The organism is Aggregatimonas sangjinii (genome assembly GCF_005943945.1).
Taxonomy (GTDB): domain Bacteria; phylum Bacteroidota; class Bacteroidia; order Flavobacteriales; family Flavobacteriaceae; genus Pelagihabitans; species Pelagihabitans sangjinii.
This window is the reverse complement of the sequence record NZ_CP040710.1, coordinates 1,841,184-1,859,025: the sequence shown is the minus strand read 5'-3', so window position 1 is coordinate 1,859,025 and position 17,842 is coordinate 1,841,184. Positions and strand designations below refer to the sequence as shown.

Below are 17,842 nucleotides of genomic sequence, written 5' to 3'. Positions count from 1 at the left end.
GGCTCCGCCTTGGGCGTAGCATTAAGTTATTTACGTTCCATAGCGATAAGAGGCTAGATTCAAGAGTTAAGACAAAAAGTTTAGTTCGCCTGCCAACAGATTTATGATTTTTAAAACAAACAACGCCAGGATTCTTCCCTCGATTCCGACGGTTCGGGTCGAGACAAATACCGCGATGGTTCTCTAATCCAAGATTTTGACGCTACCCGTCCGGCAGAAAGCTCAATGGATTACGACTCCTCAAGGAGCATTTCATCGGATTTCGGGCAAATGAGTCAACATTAAAATCTTTCCGCCTATCAGGTTTCCTCATGATGCTTTTGCTTTGCAACTGTTAAACTTATGATAGATCGTAGGTTGGGCGCCAACTAAAAAAGGTACCGCAACGTACATCTATAAATCAAAACAAAAACTGAAATATGAACAAAACACTTATTCTATTCGCTGCACTGGCAACCGCGTTGTCGTCCTGCTCGGTCTCGAAACAGGCAAGGCAACAGGAAAATACGCTCAGTGGCACATGGATATTGAACAACGTATCCTATGAAAACGGTGAGGGCAATTTCTCATCGGTCATTTTCAACGATGCCAAAGACATATGTTTCGAGGGTAGTAATTGGTTTTTTAGAAACAACAACAATACCGGGCGTTACACGATTGCACAATCTACCCTGTGTGAAGGGGGAGACCGCTACATTCGCTGGTCGGTCGTAGACGGCAGCCCGAATCAATTACAGCTAAAACGTATCGATGAAAAATACAAGGATATTTCTGGCGGTGTAGGCTACAGGCTCAACATCTCGGAAATGACGGAAAATGCGATGGTTTTAAAATCGAATGTTTCGGTAGGTGCAGAGCGCGTCACGATTGTATATGAATTCACAAAAAAATAGAACATGATACATAAAGGAAGAAAATTGATTTATACGTTTATGGCGATGACATTGCTCATTGGCTGTAATGCTACTAAAAACGCGAATAAGACCCAAAAAGGAGCTGTTATAGGCGCTGCCGGCGGTGCAGCGATAGGAGGGGTCTTAGGAAATAACATTGGAAAAGGTGGAAATACCGTGTTGGGTGCCATCATTGGTGCCGCCGTAGGTGGTGCTGCGGGTGGTTATATCGGAAACCGAATGGATAAACAGGCCCAGCGAATCGAGGAAGAGATTCCAGGAGCAGTGGTAACTCGTGTTGGGGAAGGCATTAATGTGACTTTTACAGAAGACGCCGGTGTTTATTTCGATACCAATAAGTCGAATGTAAAGGGAACTTCGGCGACTACCTTGAATAAGTTGGCGGATATTTTTCAAGAATACCCGAATTCCTATATCCTCGTAGAGGGCCATACCGATAGCGCCGGACCGGACGAGTACAACGAAACCTTATCCGAACAACGTGCGAAGTCCGTTACCCAATACCTCACATCAAAAGGGTTGGATGCCTCACGATTTACAACAAAATGGTATGGAGAGACCCAGCCTATCGGTGATAATGAAACCAAGGAAGGCAAAGCCAAGAACCGTAGAGTGGAATTAGCTATAATTGCTGATGAAGAATTGAAGAAAGAAGCCAAGATGAAAACTGGCGAATGAGTCAATATATTTTCTTAAATCCCGTCCAATAAGGCGGGATTTTTTTTGTTTATGTGCTATCTTCACCATTGATGAAGAAGCCTTATGATGTACTTATTATCGGCGGTGGCCTTGCGGGGCTGACAGCAGCCATTCACTTGGCGGGAAAAGGCCGTTCTGTTTGCGTTTTTGAAAAGGAAGCCTACCCACGGCATAAGGTCTGCGGCGAGTACGTTTCCAATGAAGTCATTCCCTATCTGGAATCTTTGCAAATTTTTCTATCTGATACCTCAGTGGCGATAGACACCTTGCTACTGAGCACACGAGAAGGACGGTTTACGGAATTGGAGCTTCCCCTGGGCGGGATAGGCATCAGCAGGTATGCTTTTGATGAATTATTGTACAAAAAGGCGTTGGCCGTAGGAGTAGAGTTCGTTTTCCATTCGATTACCTCCGTAACGTTTCAAAATGATTCCTTTGAGTGTACCGATGCGCAAAACCAGGCATACCTCGGACAAATTGCCATAGGTGCTTTCGGTAAACGCTCCAATATCGATAAGCGATTGAACCGAAAATTCATGCGCCAACCATCTTCATGGCTAGGTGTAAAATGCCATTATGACTACCCGGATTTTCCAAAAAACAAGGTGGCCTTGCACAATTTTAAGGGGGGCTACGGTGGACTATCTAAAACAGAAACGGGCGCAGTGAATTTTTGCTACTTGACTTCTTATGAAAGCTTTAAGCACTACAAAGACATTCTTAACTTTAACAATAAAGTCATAAGCCAAAATCCGTTCCTAGGCGATTTTCTGCGAGATGCGACGCCTATTTTCGAGGCTCCCTTGACGATTGCCCAAATATCATTTGAATCGAAAAAGGCTGTCGTGAATCATATGTTGATGTGCGGCGATGCTGCCGGATTGATCCATCCACTTTGCGGGAATGGGATGGCTATGGCCATTCATAGTGCTAAAATAGCTGCGGAACATGTTCTTCACTATTTTGACTGTAAGGATGTCGATCGATCCGACTTGGAGATGGCATACACGTCGACTTGGAATACGAATTTTGAAAGACGTTTAAACAGAGGGAGGCAGTTGCAATCGATCTTGTTGAACGAATCCCTTTCCAATGTGGCCATGGCCACACTTGCCAAATCATCATGGCTTCTACAAAAACTGATCGCACAAACCCATGGTAAACCCATCATATGCTAGGAAGATTAAAGAAAAGGAGCACGGAGACCGAAATTATGGATGACTTCAAAAGGGGGGGAACACAATTGAAAGAAGTTTTGGACGACATTAATCGGGTTAATCGGATTTTGGGGGGCAACGCCATTACCATCGAAGCGTTTGCCAAATTGGTACGGGAGCATCCACAAGAACGTTATATTGTTTTAGATGTCGGTTGTGGTGATGGCACGATGTTGCGGGAAGTAGCCCAATATTGCCGAAAGCGTGAAATAAATGCTGATTTTATCGGTATCGACCTGAATACCAACACGCTACAAATCGCCCAAGAGGCATCGGTCGGTTATCCTGAAATTCGATTTTTGAAACAAGATGTATTGGAATTGAACCAAACCGATTTGAACTGCGACATCCTGATTACAACCCTGACCACACATCATTTTAGCAATGAGCAATTACCGGCATTATTGAAACAATGCGCCCGCCTGGCAAAAATCGGTGTCATCAATAACGACCTGCACCGAAGCCGCGTGGCCTTTTATCTCTTCAAGATATTCAGTTTGATATTCATTAAAACGAATACCGCCAAGATCGACGGACTCATATCTATTCGTAAAGGTTTCAAAAAGCATGATTTACTGAATTTCGCCAAAGATTTACCCCATATGCGCCATATTATCGAATGGAAATGGGCATTTCGCTATGTATGGATTATGCAACCCAAACGACCAAACACACCATGAACGACATCCGTATTAAAACAGTTGCCAAGCAGCTTCCAAAATATGCTAAGGCTACAGCCGATATTATTCCATTTGTGGAGCTTTGGCTTGGTGACCGGGAGGAACGCTTTCGACGTAAGGTTATCAAAATTTTTGAAGGTGCGGCCGTCGATAAGCGGTATAGTATCATGGATCCCGAAGAGGTCTTTACCGCCACCTCGTTCGAGGATAAGAATGCTATTTATGCTCGTGAAGTAAAAAAATTGGGTTCCCAAGTGCTCACAAAAGCGCTTAAAAATGCCGCATGGAAGGCCAAATCCTTGGATTTTATCATTACGGTAAGCTGTACGGGTATCATGATACCGTCTTTGGATGCTTATTTGATCAACACATTGAACTTAAGGGACGATGTCGTGCGCTTGCCTGTTACCGAAATGGGCTGCGCGGCCGGTATTTCGGGCTTGATCTATGCCGAAAACTTTTTAAGGGCGAATCCCGGTAAACGTGCGGCCGTGGTCGCAGTCGAGAGTCCGACCGCTACCTTTCAGCTCAATGACTACTCCATGGCAAATATGGTCAGTGCCGCGATTTTTGGTGATGGTGCGGCTTGTGTCCTGTTATCATCTAAAAAGGGGACTACTGGACCAAAAATCGTTGGGAGCGAGATGTTTCATTTCCCCGATTCTACGCATCTCATGGGTTTTGACCTGACGAATTTCGGGCTTAAAATGATTCTAGATCCCAGTGTACCTCAGGCGATTTCAGACAATTTCGAACACATTGTTCATCCCTTTTTAGCAAAGATGGGCAGTTCCATAGCCCAAGTAGATCATTTGATCTTTCATCCCGGAGGAAAAAAAATCGTTCAAACCGTTGAATCCCTCTTTGGGGAATTGGGCAAGGATATCGATGAGACACGGGAAGTGCTTAGACAATATGGCAATATGAGCAGCGCCACGGTGCTGTATGTCCTCGAACGTTTTATGGAACAGGATATAAAGAAAGGAGAGCAGGGGCTGATGCTCAGTTTTGGACCGGGATTTTCAGCCCAGCGTGTATTGTTGGAATGGTAAGGTGGTAATGGGTGTTGGCTATTGGATAGTCGATGTTTGCACTTCGACTGCGCTTAGTATGTAATTTAAGATGTTCGGTGTTTGATGCACGATGCTCGGTGTCTCATGCGCGAGGTAGAATATCTAAAAAATCTTAAATTCAGATGTCTTTCTTGGCAATGCGCAATCATGTCAGAAAGCCTTTAACGCCTCGTTATTTGAATCTTGAATTTGTGTTTGCGATTTAATGTATTTGAAAATGGACAAAAAAGATAAAAAAGGATGGGCCTTAATTCTGGGTGGTAGTAGCGGCCTGGGGCTGGCAACGGCGAAAAAATTGGCCAAGAACGGATTTGATATCCTTATTGTTCATAGGGATAGAAAAGCCGATGCGATGCGCATTGACGCCCATTTTAAGGAGATCAGTTTAGAGCGCGTACGGCTAGAATCTTTTAATATGGATGCCGTTAATCTGGAGAAAAGAGCTGAAATCATCCGCTCCTTAAAGACAATGTTGAAAAATTCGCAGGGCATACGGGTGTTGGTGCACAGTATTGCAAAGGGCAATTTGAAACCGATGCGTTCCGAGGGCGGTCGTACACTTTCAAATGCCGATTTTCAATTGACAGTTGATGCAATGGCCCTTAGTTTATACGATTGGGTAAAGGCCCTGCATGCGGAACAATTATTCGCAGAGGATTCCAGGGTGATTTCGTTTACCAGCGAAGGAAACCAAAAGGCATGGGCCAACTATGCCGCGGTTTCCGCGGCCAAGGCCGTATTGGAAGCCATAACGAGAAATATTGCATTGGAATTTGCCGATTCGGGAATAAAAGCGAATTGTTTACAAGCCGGTATCACTGACACCACCTCTTTTCGTATGATTCCGGGCCATGAAGCGCTTAAAAAAAATGCCTTGTTGCGAAACCCCAACGGGCGATTGACAAGCCCGGAAGATGTTGCCAATGTAGCTTATCTTCTTACTACCGAAGACGCAAAATGGATTACCGGGACAGTCATCAAAGTCGATGGAGGTGAAAGTTTACGATAAAAGTTTGGAAGCAGTCGTTACAGGGCTCTTTTGATTTCGTTTTGTAAGCAATACCACCTTATTTATGCACTATACGGCTTGTTTAAGTACGCGCTGTAAATCGTCCGAAGACATCGGTTTGAGGATATAATCATTAACAATGTGGTATTCCTTGATTCTTTCTAAATCTCTAGGGTTAACGGAAGAACTAATCATATAGATAGTTACTTTTTCCCTATTGTTATTGGGTATTTTTACAAAGTCTTCCAAAAATTCCCATCCGTTCATGATGGGCATATTCAAGTCGAGAAATATCACCGATGGTAGTTCTTCTCCATTGGCGGTCATTTGGTTCAAGCCGTCGATAGCATCTTGTCCATTATTGAATACCAAAATGTTATCACTAAAACCGATTTCTTTGATGAGACGCTTGGTACCATATACGAAAATATGATCATCGTCGATTATACAAGTGCTTCTCACTTTGTTCATTTGTCACTTAATTTAGAGTTTTATATAGGTTTAGAGTACAAAATGTAAGGTGAACGTCGTTCCTACATCAACGGCGCTTTCTACCGCTATTTTACCGCTCATAGCCTCGATCTGATTTTTTGTGATAAACAGGCCTATTCCCTTGGCGTCCTTATTACGATGGAATGTTTTGTACATGCCGAACAGTTTACTGCCATGTCTATCCATATCTATCCCAAGACCATTATCGTTAAATGTCACGACCAAATTATTAGCCGTTTGCGTGGCGCTTATTTTTATAATTGGTGCCCGATTAGGGGAACTATATTTGATGCTATTCGTATAAAGGTTCAAGAGAATACTATCCAAATAGGCCGGAATGGCGCTTATGGTTTGATTCTTTGGTATATCGATACAACTGCTGGCATTTTTTTCCTGGATAAGAAGGCTTAGATTTTTTTCAACATTTTTGATGGTATTGTAGAGGTTCACCTTTTTCATCTTTTCAGGTGCGCCCACTTTTACCTGAACCACTTCGTTCAAATGTAATACGGTCTCCATAAGGCTGTCCGAGGCCTCGCTTAGCATACCCAGCAAATTACCACGTTCCGATTCGTCTTTTTCCGTATGGAGAAAACCGGATATCATGGACAGATTACTGGAATGTGATCTGAGGTTATGCGATACAATGTGGGCAAAATTCAGCAGGCTCTCATTTTGCTCTTTGGTTATCTCAGCATAGTGGGTCAATTTATCCTTGATTTTGATTCTTTCTGAAATATCAATGATTTGACCAATAAAATAAGACAGTTTACCGTGGATATCCTTGCCGGCACTTACGGTAAGAATGGCATGAACAATAGTTCCATTTTTGTGGAAATACCGTTTTTCGGTTTGAAAACTATCCTGTTTTCTATCCGTAATTTTTTTGAATAGCGCCAAGTCCTTTTTCAAGTCATCGGGATGTGTAATATCCTTAAATGTCAGTTTGCATAAGTCCTCTTCAGAATAGCCCAAACTCTTGCACATACTTTGATTTACTTCCATAAAAGTCCCATCTAAGCTGACTGTTACCAGGCCGATGGCCGAATTTTTAAAGGTATTTTTAAAAGATTCCTTACTGCGCACAAGCTGTAACTGGGTGTTTTTCAGTTCCGTAATATCCCAGTTGGTGCCGGTCATTTTAATCGCTTTACCATCAGCATCTCTTTGGGTTACGGCAATGGCGCGAATATGGCGTATTTCACCTGATGGCCAAACCACGCGAAACATGGTATCAAATTCCTTTTTGCCTGAAATGGCCATTTTAATTTCTCGGTCGCCGCGGGCTTTATCCTCTGGATATAATCCGGCCTGCCAAGCCTCATATTCACCCTTAAAGTCGCTTTTATTGACGCCATAAAGACTATACATATTATCGTCCCATACCAATTTGTTGTTCACGATGTCATAGTCCCAAATGCCTACTTTTGCCCCTTGAGTGGCAACGGAGAGCCTTTCGGTTGCTTTTAAAAACGCCAGTTCTGTCTTCTTTTGTTCATCAATATCCTGAAATGTACCATAAATACGCACACATTCGCCATCTATGACCTCGGCTTCGCCCTTGGCCCGCACCCATAATTCTTTGTGCTTTGCGGTTACGATGATGAGCTCGGTATCCCATGGGGTTCCGTTTTGGATGGCTTCACTGACCATACGGGTGATATTATCCCGATGTTCTCCTTTTTTATAGAAGTTGATGCCCTCCTCGAGATTCGGCTCATAGTCTTGCGGTACCTCATGAATTTCTTTGGTAACTTCCGTCCAATATACTTTACTGGTCGCCATGTCTACTTCCCAACCCCCAATTTTGGCAACTTTTTCGGCTATTAACAGCAATTCCTCACGCCGTTTGGTTTCGGTAATGTCTTCCTGTACGATGATTAGTCCTCCTATATTTCCCGCTTCGTCTTTCCATGCATTGATTTTCCATTTGAGCCATTGTACGGTGCCGTTGGCATGAACGAATTTCTTCCCTTTATGCTGATTTAGTTTGCCTTTTAGGCATTGCAGATGTATTTTTTTAAGCGCTAAAGGAGTAGTGGGAAGGACTTCGTAATACGATTTACCGATCAATGAAGCGGACTTTGAAGGAAACTCCTCAAGCCATACCTTAGAATGACCGATAAAGCACATATCCTTGTCCAGAATGGCGACGGCGGTCGGAGAGTCTTTGATGAGAAAATTAACGGAAAGTGTTTCCAAAACGGTATTGGTTTTAATTTAAAAAAAGATCTCTTTTTACAACGTAAGAATTACCCTAAAATTGTAGGAGGGTTTTTACAGGTGAAATTTTCCTAAAGGCTCTCAAAGGCTGCGGGATGAAGGAATAGCTTCTGAACTCTCATTTTTAAGACGATAAAATTGTAGTATTTCCGATTTCTGGAGTGGTAATGTACTTTCGATGTGTATGGGCTACTGTTAAGCATACATATTCTCGGTATTCCGTTCAGGAATTGGATACGCTTAAATGGCCTCTTCCAAGATGTTTAACAAACGTATTTATTTTGAGCGTGTCAAATGGTGCGAAGCTTCGGGATTAAGCGCTATTTTTGAAGAAACGTAGCTATACTAGTTGCGTAGCGGAATACTTTCTTAAGCATAATAGAATTTGAAAATAACCACATGGCGATAGAGAACGAAATCATGGCCGCACTTCCGTATACCGAACCCTTTCTTTTTGTGGATACCTTGAGCTCAATAAGTGATGAAGGAGTTACGGGTACCTATACATTTAAGAAAGGCTCATATTTCTACAGGGGCCATTTTAAAAATAGGCCGATTACTCCAGGTGTGATCTTGACCGAGTGCTGCGCTCAGATTGGCTTGGTTTGCTTTGGAATTTGGTTGCTGCTAAAAGAAAATAGTTCCACAGCCGGACTTCAAATCGGAATGAGCAGTTCCGAAATGGAATTCTTGATACCTATACTGCCCAATGAGACGGTAACGGTGTCTTCGGAAAAGGTTTATTTTCGATTTCAGAAACTAAAATGCAAAGTACGAATGCATAATGCCCAAGGGGAATTGGTGTGCAGGGGCGTCCTCTCTGGCATGCTAAAAACAAAGGTAGATGGATAAACGTGTCGTGGTTACCGGTTTGGGAGTTTGTGCCCCTAATGGCGTTGGCTTGGAAAATTTCACCCGTGCCATGCAAACAGGACGTAGCGGTATTCGTCATCATCCAAAGCTCAAACAGCTCGGCTTTTCTTGTCAAGTGGCAGGGGAGCCGTTGATTAAAGACAATCTACTGGCCAACTATTTTACGCCCTTACAGTTGCGTGGACTCAATTCAAGCGGACTTGTCTATGGCGTTATTGCGGGGCGTGATGCTTGGAAGGATGCCGGTTTAGCGATTGTGGCCAAAGGAACCCCTGATTGGAATAGCGGTATTTTATTTGGAACGGGAATCCTTGGGGCCGATAAGTTCCGGGAGTCCATCTATCAAATCGATGCCAACAACGTTCGCAAACTGGGCAGCGGGTCGGTCATGCAGGTCATGGCCAGTGGTATCAGTGCCTATTTAGGGGGTATTTTAGGTTGTGGCAATCAAGTCACCACCAATTCATCGGCCTGTAGTACAGGAACGGAGGGGGTGATCATGGGCTATGAGCGTATTCGGGCGGGAAAGGCAGAGCGTATGCTTGTAGGGAGTTGTAGCGATAGTGGACCCTACATATGGGCAGGTTTCGACAGTATGCGTATCCTGCCGCGAAAATACAATGACGACCCGACGCGCGCCAGTAGACCAATGAGTGCCAGCGCGGCCGGTTTTGTTCCAGGAAGTGGGGCAGGGGCTTTGGTATTGGAATCTTTGGAAAGTGCCCAAGAGCGCAACGCGCATATTTATGCCGAGGTCTTAGGCGGCGCCGTCAATAGTGGTGGGCAACGCGGCGAGGGCAGTATGACGGCACCGAACAGCGAAGCCGTAATCCGCTGTATTCGGGAAGCGATTGGTAATTCGGGAGTGCAAGCTTCCGATATCGATACCATCAACGGACACCTTACTGCTACGGGCAAGGATGCCCTGGAAATAGAGAATTGGAAGACGGCCTTAGGTGTTTCAGGCATGAACTTCCCCTTTGTAAATTCCTTCAAGGGGCATTTCGGGCATTGCCTGGCAGCTGCTGGAAGTGTAGAATGTGTTGCTTCCGTTTTACAAATTGCCAAAGGTCAGGTGTTCGGTAATTTAAATTGCGAGGATTTGAACCCGAATATACTGGAACAGGTCGATGCTACGAAAATTCCACAAAAAACCATCTTACACCAACCGCGTTTCCTTGCCAAGGCGAGTTTTGGTTTTGGGGATGTAAATGCATGTGTTATTTTTGGCCAATATTGCGACTGATACCATGTGTGGCCAATAAACGAGATGAATTTTAAAATACCAAACCCAAGATTTCATAGGGTTTAAATGAATGCTATGACGAAAGAAGAACGTTACCAAAAGCTCAAAGACATTGTGGCGATTTACCTCCCTGAGGATGTAGCCGTTGACGGGATTACCCCTGAAAGTGATTTTACGGGAGAGCTGAATATCAATTCCGCCAATTTGGTCGATATTGTACTCGATGTAGAGGATGCCTTTGATATCCAAATTGAAAATGAGGACATGGATAAGATGCAAACGGTACAAAATGCGTTGGATATTATCGATGCCAAGCATAGTTCCTAAGCCCATTTGCCATGAACAGTTTTTTGATTTGGGCTAAGGATAAACTACAGGTAGACAAGCGATTGATAGCCCTGTACTGTATCGTTTATTTTAGCTGGGGTATGGCGATGGATTGGTTCGGGACCCAGGTCGAAATCGCTCGTTTTACATATTGGTGGCAGGTAATTACCTGTTATATCCTCTACATGGTTCCCATCTCTCTTTTATTGCGCAAACTGCCTTTTCACGCGCAATATGCGTACGGTCTCATTGCCATGTGCCTCTTGGAGTTCGCGGGATACGCCCTCGAATCATCTTATGCCTATCCCGATAATGTTTTGGATAAGGTCTTTGGGATTCGGAATTTTAGCCTGGGAATGGCCATGTTCTTCGCGCTCTATTTTCCCTTGGGCAATTGGGGCGTAGGAAGACTCTATCATTTGTTTTTCAAAATCGACCCATAACCAATTTTACCCGCGATACGCCCGCTGGTTAACTATGGTTATTAGCTGGTCCTAATGGTGTAATGGCAAACTGCATTATGAAAAAGTTAAATTTCCAATTTTAACAGTAGTGATTGTTTCTAAATTCCTACAATTTTTATAACTTTAAGAGTCCAACCAATAAAGTGCCTTGGGCACAAACGAGAATCCTATACGAGAGTTACCTTTGCCGATGGATTAGTTGTATTTTTTTCTTCCCCCGATTGACGGCTCATTGGCGAATTTAATCGATTTTTTATCCTTATCGCACGACGTGTGCGGTGCTTATTTTGTTAACAACCCAAAATCTGAACGGCATGAAAAAAACCCACAACCGTATTGGAGGCAATCTGCCCAGCACCAATGAAATTTTGCGCCTACAACGCGCCAACAAAGACTTGATGCAGCTGAGCAACACGCTCAACAGCTATACCTGCGAGCCCTGTACCCAAACCCATTATGAACAGGTACAATCTCTGAGAAGCCGCATGGAACAGCTGAAAAGCTCGAATAATGAAGTACTTAGTTCGGTAAAGCAGCGCAAAAAAACTTTTGAAGACGTTGCCAAGGTGGTCAAAAAACAACTACGTGACTTTAACGAGTTGCAAAAAGGCGTTTTTGATTACACCCGAATGGTAAAATCGTACCATTGATAAGCATTCTACTAAGGTTTTTCAAAAAACCTTTTCGTACCGGCAATTGAAAATCAATTGTCGGATGGATTTTTGTTTTTTGATTGTTCGGGTTGTAAGCGCACTGGAAATTCCGTTTCGCCGCCATAGAGCTTAATCTCATGAATGTCGGCTGGCATGTAGTAACCAGCATCCTCCAAGGCTTCCTTCACGTTTTTCACCACGTTTCCTTTAGTGATCAACGCCATTCTTCTAAAGTCCTTCGTATCCACCCAGAAGAATACCTTCAAATTAACCGTACTTGTAGCCAGCTCGTCTTCGACGACAAAATTTTCGTGTTGATCATCCTCTATGACGTTTGGCTCTCTGCGTAATGCTTCCAACACGGTATCTTTGGCTCCCTTGATATTGTCCTCATAGGCGATTCCGATGACGAAATCCCAACGATAAAAACCATCTTCAGTATAATTGGTAACCGGTTTGGTGAGCACGTCACTATTCGGAATATAGACGTCTTTGCCATTAAAAGTTTTCAACTTTGTATAGCGGAACTCCAGCGCCTTGACTTTTCCGAAATTCGCGCCGATTTCTACCGTGTCGTTTACATTGAAAGGGCGACTGAATGCCAGAATAATCCCTGCAATAAAATTTTCACCTATGTCCTTGAACGCAAAGCCCAAAACAACGGCACTTGCTCCGGCAGCGGTTAAAACGCCTGTTGCGATACCTCCTAGACCTGCGGCCCTGAGGGCCAGCATTATGGCGATGACGATGAGCGTATACTTGATCGCCTGCCCCAGAAAGCGGCTCATAAGTGGGTCTTCGGTTCTTGCCGATATTTTTTTACGGGCAAATTGGCCTAACCATGATCCAATCAAAAGGCCCAGGACAATAATTAAAACTCCCATTGCAATGCCTGGAAGTTGCGCGATGAATTGGTCGTAAAAAGAAGATAGCGATTCGCTTATAGAGGTAGTGGATTGTGGCATGACCTTTTATTTTAAAGCGGATAAATTACTGTAAACTGCAGCGGTATTTGTACTCAAAAAAGGAAATAACTAACCCAAGACCATTCCGAATCGATTTCTTACCTATTCGGTCGGTTCGATGTTTTTCTCGGGTATCAATAAGGAAGCCACAACTCCGGCAATTAAAGCGAGCGATATGACGACGAGAGACAACCATTCCGGCAGTTCGATTTGATGTGAAAACAGCATCTTAAGGCCTACGAAAGCCAATATGACCACAAGACTGTAATTGATGAATCGGAATTTCTCTAGCATCCGTGATACCAGAAAATACATCGAACGCAAACCGAGTATCGCCAAAATATTGGAACTGAACACGATAAACGGATTGGAAGTGATCGCCAAGATGGCCGGGATGCTATCCAAGGCAAATAGAATATCCGTCAATTCTATAATTACGAGGGCGACGAAGAGGGGAGTGGCCGCTTTGATGCCCATTTTTCGAACAAAAAACCGATTGCCTTGTATGTTTCCAGTGATGGGATAGATTTTTTTAACTTGTCGAAAGACAAACGAATTTTTCGGATCAAAGTCGTCGTCCCCACCTTTTAGCATTTTGAAGGCTGTCCACAATAGAAATACACCGAACACATAGATGATCCAATCGAACTTCGTTATCAAGGCCACCCCGAAAAGGATGGTGAGTCCGCGAAAGACGATTGCCCCTAAAATACCCCAAAACAAGACCCGATGCTGATACAGTGCCGGAATTTTGAAAGAAGAGAAGATAACGGCGATGACAAAAACGTTGTCGATACTCAGGGACAGCTCGATCAGATAGCCGGTAATATATTTTAGCACTGCCTTGTCTGGCGTTAATCCTGTCGGGTTATCGACCATGCCATTCGAAAAAAGCCAATAGATAACCCCACTGAAACCGAGTGCCACGCTTACCCAAATGGCCGTCCAAATACCGGCTTCCTTGCTTTTGACCACGTGGTCTTCTTTATGAAAAACGCCAAGGTCCAACGCCAAAAATAAAATGACCAGGGCCAAAAAGAGAGTCCATACCCACATACGAATCGCATTTAGCATGCGAAGGTACTGATCATTTGGTTACGGCAAACAATATTTTAAGAACCGGTACGAATTGCGATTAAGATTTATGCGAATGAGTCAAAGGCCGGGGAGTGAATCACCTAAATTGTCACTTCAACTAAAAAAACATTCTTATGAAATACATTTTTTGGATTGCAATCGCATTGTGTTCCTTTCAAGCTATGGGCCAAGATCCCTATTTGCAGAATTCGACCCAAGAATCGGAATACATCTCTGAAGAAATAACAAAACAATATCGTGGAAAAATGGGTATGCCCGTAGACCAAACGACCCGGTTTATGAACAAGATAGAGGAGTTCGTGCTGCGCAAACAGAAAATAGACGCCATGGACGTACCGGTATCCGAAAAGTTGGATTTGTTGCAGCAATTATCCGATCAAGAAACCGCCGAAATGGCCAATATTCTTACGCGACGGCAATTGAGAAAATACAGAAGACTCAAGAAAAAAATACAGCCCGTTCAGGTCGTTGTAGGCGAAGTGGAGGACTGAACGGCTAGTTCAATTGAAACACCATCTTGACGGAGACTTTATTGTCTTCCCGCTTCTTTTTGATGTTAATGCCAAAATCGGATGCATACAAGGTTGTAGTCCCCGTCAATTTTTTTCCGTTTCTGGTAAATGAAATGGTTATCGGTTTGGTGACATCCTTGATGGTCAAATTTCCTTTTACGGAATAGCCCGAGCCGGTCTCGCTCACCGAGGTGCTAGTGAAGGTGATAGTAGGGTAGGTATCGACATCGAAATACTTACTTCCCCGCAAGGACCAATTTCTTAAAAAGTTCCCGGTTTCTAAGGTCTCAGCCTTTACTTCGCCCTTAAAAACAGAATTTGAAGGGTTTTCGGTGTCAATGGTGGAAGAAGAGCTGAAACCCGAAATACTGCCATCGGTATCATTCGAAATAAAAATAAAGGTGATTTCTGCCGAGGAAATCGTTTTTGGTGTTTGCCCGAATAGCGAAAAAGGCGGCACTAGTAGAAAAAAAACAAGCACTATTGTATATATTCCTGCTATTGGACTTCTTAACTTTTTTGAGTAACTTAATGGCATAATGTGAGCATTTATAACTTGGTTGTAAAACCAAAGTTACCGATTTAAAATTTTTAGGAGTTACAGTCTGTGAGGATACGGACAAAATATGAGCCTTATAGGTTTCATATCGGTTGAAAATCTTACATTGCACGCAGATACACTATTTTAAAATGAAAAAACTACTGACATTATCCGTTTGCGGATGCTTTCTTGCTCTTGGATGCCAACAACTACAGGCCCAGCAACAAGAGCCCAAACCGAACCCTACGCACAAGCAAATTGCCGAAGAAGAGGAGGACGGTCCCAGCATGTTCAAGTTCGAACCCGATATTATGGCTAAGAAAGAAGCGAAAATGGCGCGTATCGAACGGGCTAGAAGAATATTGGATACCCTTGACATTCCCGAACGTCGCAAACGAAAATTACTGAAAGACCTCTACAAAAACGGTATTACGGATCGACTATCCAAATCGGTTTTAGCCGATATTAATTTCGAGGATGTAGATGAATAGCGTAACTGGGCGAAGTATAATTCATCGATGAAGTGCATCCCATTTTCGATGAATTGTTTCGTAACCTACGAAATTATCACCGATGACGTAAAAAGCGTACTTTTAAAGGAGAACATTATGAAAATTGCAATGAGAATACCAAGAAACAAGTTATTGGGACTTGTCGTTGTTTTGCTCGCAGCCATGCAGCTTTCGGCGCAGCAGACAGCTCCTGAAAACAGTAAAAAAGAAGTGGATGTACAGCGCCATACCGTTATGGAACAATTCGCATCTGAAGATTTGTTTACACTAGAAGAACGCAAACAAAAAAGGTTGGCGCATCTGGCTGAAATCGAAAAGTTGAAAAAGGCTTTGGACACGATGGACATTTCACGTCGTAAGAAAAGAAAGATTTTGGCCGACTTGATCAACAAACCCTATTCTGACCGTGTCAACCAGGCCATGGCAGAAATCAATTTTGAAGAAGGGGATGAGATTATAAAAGACTGACCGAAAATCTTTTCGGACCGTACAAATTGCTATTTACTGTAATGCGCCCTCATTTTAGACTTGCGCTTTTGCAATTGTCGCTCCAAATCAATCGTTGACTCCGCGATGGAGGCCTCAAACGAACTATTGCTCGATTCGGCAAAAAGTCGGGGTCCCGGAATACTCAAACGCACATTGCAAATCATACCCGTATCCGGGTCCGAAGTATTTTCGGTCTTAAAGAAAACATCGGCACGAACGATAAAATCAAACTTATCGAACAACTTTTCGATACGTTGTGCGGCCATTATTTCCAATCGATTGCTAGCTTTTACGCCATCATACTTAAAATTGATGTTCATAGGTAGTGGGGTGTTGACTGTTTTAGAGCTTATTAAGTTACGATTCCCCCATGAAAGGAACAAATAAGCAGTAGTAAAATTCGTGTTAATCTGAAATACGCATCCTATATTTTCCTACGCTGCCTGTCTTTCCTTATCCCGTTGTGACCAATAATTATTGCTTATTTTAGTGGACAACTATACTAAGCATATGAACACCGGCCCAAATAGCACCTCTCGAAGAAATTTTCTCAAAAAATCCGGTTTAGCTGCCGCTGCCACGCTGGTACCCTTACACAATTTTGCAATGGATATCGAACCCAATTATAAAATGGGCTTGCAACTTTTTACCATACGAGATGCCATGGAAAAAGACCCGCTAGGAAGCCTAAAGGCGGTGGCCGCTTTAGGATATGCCGATTTGGAAACCTACGGTTATGATGTTGTTACCGATTCCTATTACGGATGTAAGGCCAAGGCCTTTAAACAAATTCTCGACGATTTGAACCTTACGGCTACGAGTGGTCATTACGGATTTTCGGATTATTTCGAGAAATCGAAGGAAGAGCTTTTTCGATATGTTGAACAATGTATTTCGGGGGCACATACCTTGGATAAAAAGTATATCGTTTGGCCATGGTTACATCCCCAGTACAGAACCTTGGAGCATTTTAAAATACTCGCGGAAAAACTAAATCGTATTGGCGAACAGGTCACGGCAGCGGGACTGGGATTTGCCTACCACAATCATGATTTTGAGTTTACGGACCATGACGGGCAGACCGGTTACGATATTATTCTTGAACAAACCGATCCCGAGCTCGTAAAATTGCAAATGGATCTCTATTGGGTGGTACATTCCTCCAAATCGAGTCCTGCTGAGCTTATCGCCAGCCAACCGGGTCGCTATGTCATGTGGCATATCAAAGACATGGATAAAAAGACCCGGGATTATACCGAACTTGGTAATGGTTCGATTGATTATACGGATATGCTCTCAACCATCGATACGGACGCCTTGGAATATTACTATCTGGAGCAGGGAGGTAATTACGCCAACAATTCGATGCAGAGTATTGCGGATAGTGCCAACTATTTTAAAAAACACCTGCAGCGCTACTTATAATGACACAGACATTTAAAAAGATACTATGGTAGAAAAAATTCACTGGGATGCCATCCCGACCGAAAAAGTAACTCCACAGATGGAGCGGAAGTTGGTCTATGGTGAGAAAGTAATGGTTGCCAAAATGAAGTTCAAGGACGGCTTTCGCGTACCCTTGCACTATCATGAGAACGAGCAGATTACCTCGGTACTGTCGGGAACGATACGGTTTTGGTTCGGGGCCGACAAGGAACAGACCTTCGATTTAAATGCCGGGGAAGTCGTCGTTATTCCGGCGAACGTACCCCATGAAGCCCTAATGATCGGCGATGTGGAGGAAATCGATACCTGGGCACCCATCCGCAAAGATTGGCTAGACGGAACGGACACCTATCTGCGGGAATAAATTATTATATAAATCAATTTCCAACATGTCACACTGAGCGCAGTC

22 protein-coding genes are annotated in these 17,842 nt (G+C 43.5%); 16 read left to right on the top strand and 6 right to left on the bottom strand.

Annotation, left to right across the window (positions count from 1 at the left end; all coding sequences use genetic code 11):
- The first annotated feature begins 419 nt into the window (after positions 1–419).
- From FGM00_RS07625 to FGM00_RS07600, 6 genes are all read left to right on the top strand, one after another.
- The gene (locus FGM00_RS07625; protein WP_138852321.1) at positions 420–893 is read left to right on the top strand and encodes a lipocalin-like domain-containing protein; all 474 of its coding nucleotides are present in this window, start codon (positions 420–422) and stop codon (positions 891–893) included.
- A gap of 3 nt (positions 894–896) precedes the next feature.
- Entirely contained in the window at positions 897–1,592 is a 696-nt protein-coding gene (locus FGM00_RS07620) for an OmpA family protein (protein ID WP_236262968.1), read from the top strand.
- Positions 1,593–1,663: 71 nt separating this feature from the next.
- Positions 1,664–2,791 carry an NAD(P)/FAD-dependent oxidoreductase gene (locus FGM00_RS07615; RefSeq protein WP_138852320.1) on the top strand — a complete coding sequence of 376 codons (1,128 nt, stop codon included), beginning with the start codon at positions 1,664–1,666 and terminating at the stop codon, positions 2,789–2,791.
- On the top strand, positions 2,785–3,510 hold the full coding sequence (locus FGM00_RS07610) for a methyltransferase domain-containing protein (RefSeq protein ID WP_138852319.1): 726 nt from the start codon (positions 2,785–2,787) through the stop codon (positions 3,508–3,510). Before FGM00_RS07615 ends, FGM00_RS07610 begins: the two co-directional genes overlap by 7 nt.
- Positions 3,507–4,562 (top strand): type III polyketide synthase, encoded by a 1,056-nt coding sequence (locus FGM00_RS07605; protein WP_138854660.1) that lies wholly within the window; start codon positions 3,507–3,509, stop codon positions 4,560–4,562. The genes FGM00_RS07610 and FGM00_RS07605 overlap by 4 nt, the downstream gene beginning before the upstream one ends.
- A 238-nt stretch (positions 4,563–4,800) precedes the next feature.
- Positions 4,801–5,592 carry an SDR family oxidoreductase gene (locus tag FGM00_RS07600; protein ID WP_138852318.1) on the top strand — a complete coding sequence of 264 codons (792 nt, stop codon included), beginning with the start codon at positions 4,801–4,803 and terminating at the stop codon, positions 5,590–5,592.
- A 69-nt stretch (positions 5,593–5,661) separates the two neighbouring features.
- Here FGM00_RS07600 and FGM00_RS07595 read toward each other — a convergent pair whose 3' ends face one another.
- On the bottom strand, positions 5,662–6,063 hold the full coding sequence (locus FGM00_RS07595; RefSeq protein ID WP_138852317.1) for a response regulator: 402 nt from the start codon (positions 6,061–6,063) through the stop codon (positions 5,662–5,664).
- 30 nt (positions 6,064–6,093) lie between these two features.
- Positions 6,094–8,286 carry a PAS domain-containing sensor histidine kinase gene (locus FGM00_RS07590; RefSeq protein WP_138852316.1) on the bottom strand — a complete coding sequence of 731 codons (2,193 nt, stop codon included), beginning with the start codon at positions 8,284–8,286 and terminating at the stop codon, positions 6,094–6,096.
- 420 nt (positions 8,287–8,706) lie between these two features.
- Between FGM00_RS07590 and FGM00_RS07585 the strand changes: the two genes are divergently transcribed.
- The 5 genes from FGM00_RS07585 to FGM00_RS07565 all read left to right on the top strand — a co-directional run bounded on the left by FGM00_RS07585 (position 8,707) and on the right by FGM00_RS07565 (position 11,867).
- A complete protein-coding gene (locus tag FGM00_RS07585; protein WP_138852315.1) occupies positions 8,707–9,159 on the top strand; it encodes a 3-hydroxyacyl-ACP dehydratase FabZ family protein in 453 nt (150 codons plus the stop codon).
- Positions 9,152–10,426 (top strand): beta-ketoacyl-[acyl-carrier-protein] synthase family protein, encoded by a 1,275-nt coding sequence (locus tag FGM00_RS07580; RefSeq protein ID WP_138852314.1) that lies wholly within the window; start codon positions 9,152–9,154, stop codon positions 10,424–10,426. Before FGM00_RS07585 ends, FGM00_RS07580 begins: the two co-directional genes overlap by 8 nt.
- Before the next feature lie 75 nt (positions 10,427–10,501).
- Positions 10,502–10,753, top strand: coding sequence for an acyl carrier protein (locus FGM00_RS07575; protein ID WP_138852313.1), 252 nt, complete (start codon positions 10,502–10,504; stop codon positions 10,751–10,753).
- 11 nt (positions 10,754–10,764) lie between these two features.
- On the top strand, positions 10,765–11,196 hold the full coding sequence (locus FGM00_RS07570; RefSeq protein WP_138852312.1) for a hypothetical protein: 432 nt from the start codon (positions 10,765–10,767) through the stop codon (positions 11,194–11,196).
- 335 nt (positions 11,197–11,531) lie between these two features.
- The gene (locus FGM00_RS07565) at positions 11,532–11,867 is read left to right on the top strand and encodes a hypothetical protein (RefSeq protein ID WP_138852311.1); all 336 of its coding nucleotides are present in this window, start codon (positions 11,532–11,534) and stop codon (positions 11,865–11,867) included.
- Between the two features lie 53 nt (positions 11,868–11,920).
- On the opposite strand, the gene FGM00_RS07560 is transcribed toward FGM00_RS07565, so the two are convergent.
- Together FGM00_RS07560 and FGM00_RS07555 are read right to left on the bottom strand one after the other, a co-directional pair.
- Complete coding sequence (locus FGM00_RS07560) at positions 11,921–12,835, bottom strand: mechanosensitive ion channel family protein (RefSeq protein WP_138852310.1); 915 nt, start codon at positions 12,833–12,835, stop codon at positions 11,921–11,923.
- 102 nt (positions 12,836–12,937) lie between these two features.
- Positions 12,938–13,891, bottom strand: coding sequence for a TerC family protein (locus FGM00_RS07555; protein WP_138852309.1), 954 nt, complete (start codon positions 13,889–13,891; stop codon positions 12,938–12,940).
- Between the two features lie 155 nt (positions 13,892–14,046).
- Here FGM00_RS07555 and FGM00_RS07550 point away from each other — a divergent pair, with 155 nt between their 5' ends.
- Positions 14,047–14,424 (top strand): hypothetical protein, encoded by a 378-nt coding sequence (locus FGM00_RS07550; RefSeq protein ID WP_138852308.1) that lies wholly within the window; start codon positions 14,047–14,049, stop codon positions 14,422–14,424.
- Between the two features lie 4 nt (positions 14,425–14,428).
- Here the strand turns inward: FGM00_RS07550 and FGM00_RS07545 are convergent, their stop codons facing one another.
- Positions 14,429–14,983, bottom strand: coding sequence for a YceI family protein (locus tag FGM00_RS07545; RefSeq protein ID WP_138852307.1), 555 nt, complete (start codon positions 14,981–14,983; stop codon positions 14,429–14,431).
- Between the two features lie 152 nt (positions 14,984–15,135).
- On the opposite strand from FGM00_RS07545, the gene FGM00_RS07540 reads away from it, so the two are divergent.
- Together FGM00_RS07540 and FGM00_RS07535 are read left to right on the top strand one after the other, a co-directional pair.
- Positions 15,136–15,477, top strand: a complete 342-nt coding sequence (locus FGM00_RS07540) for a hypothetical protein (RefSeq protein WP_138852306.1) — start codon at positions 15,136–15,138, stop codon at positions 15,475–15,477.
- A 48-nt stretch (positions 15,478–15,525) separates the two neighbouring features.
- On the top strand, positions 15,526–15,966 hold the full coding sequence (locus FGM00_RS07535; RefSeq protein ID WP_138852305.1) for a hypothetical protein: 441 nt from the start codon (positions 15,526–15,528) through the stop codon (positions 15,964–15,966).
- Between the two features lie 29 nt (positions 15,967–15,995).
- Here FGM00_RS07535 and FGM00_RS07530 read toward each other — a convergent pair whose 3' ends face one another.
- Positions 15,996–16,307, bottom strand: a complete 312-nt coding sequence (locus FGM00_RS07530) for an HPF/RaiA family ribosome-associated protein (protein ID WP_138852304.1) — start codon at positions 16,305–16,307, stop codon at positions 15,996–15,998.
- 190 nt (positions 16,308–16,497) lie between these two features.
- Between FGM00_RS07530 and FGM00_RS07525 the strand changes: the two genes are divergently transcribed.
- A complete protein-coding gene (locus tag FGM00_RS07525) occupies positions 16,498–17,412 on the top strand; it encodes a TIM barrel protein (RefSeq protein ID WP_138852303.1) in 915 nt (304 codons plus the stop codon).
- Positions 17,413–17,437: 25 nt separating this feature from the next.
- Positions 17,438–17,797: a cupin domain-containing protein gene (locus FGM00_RS07520; protein WP_138852302.1), complete on the top strand. Its 360-nt coding sequence runs from the start codon at positions 17,438–17,440 to the stop codon at positions 17,795–17,797.
- Positions 17,798–17,842 lie beyond the last annotated feature (45 nt).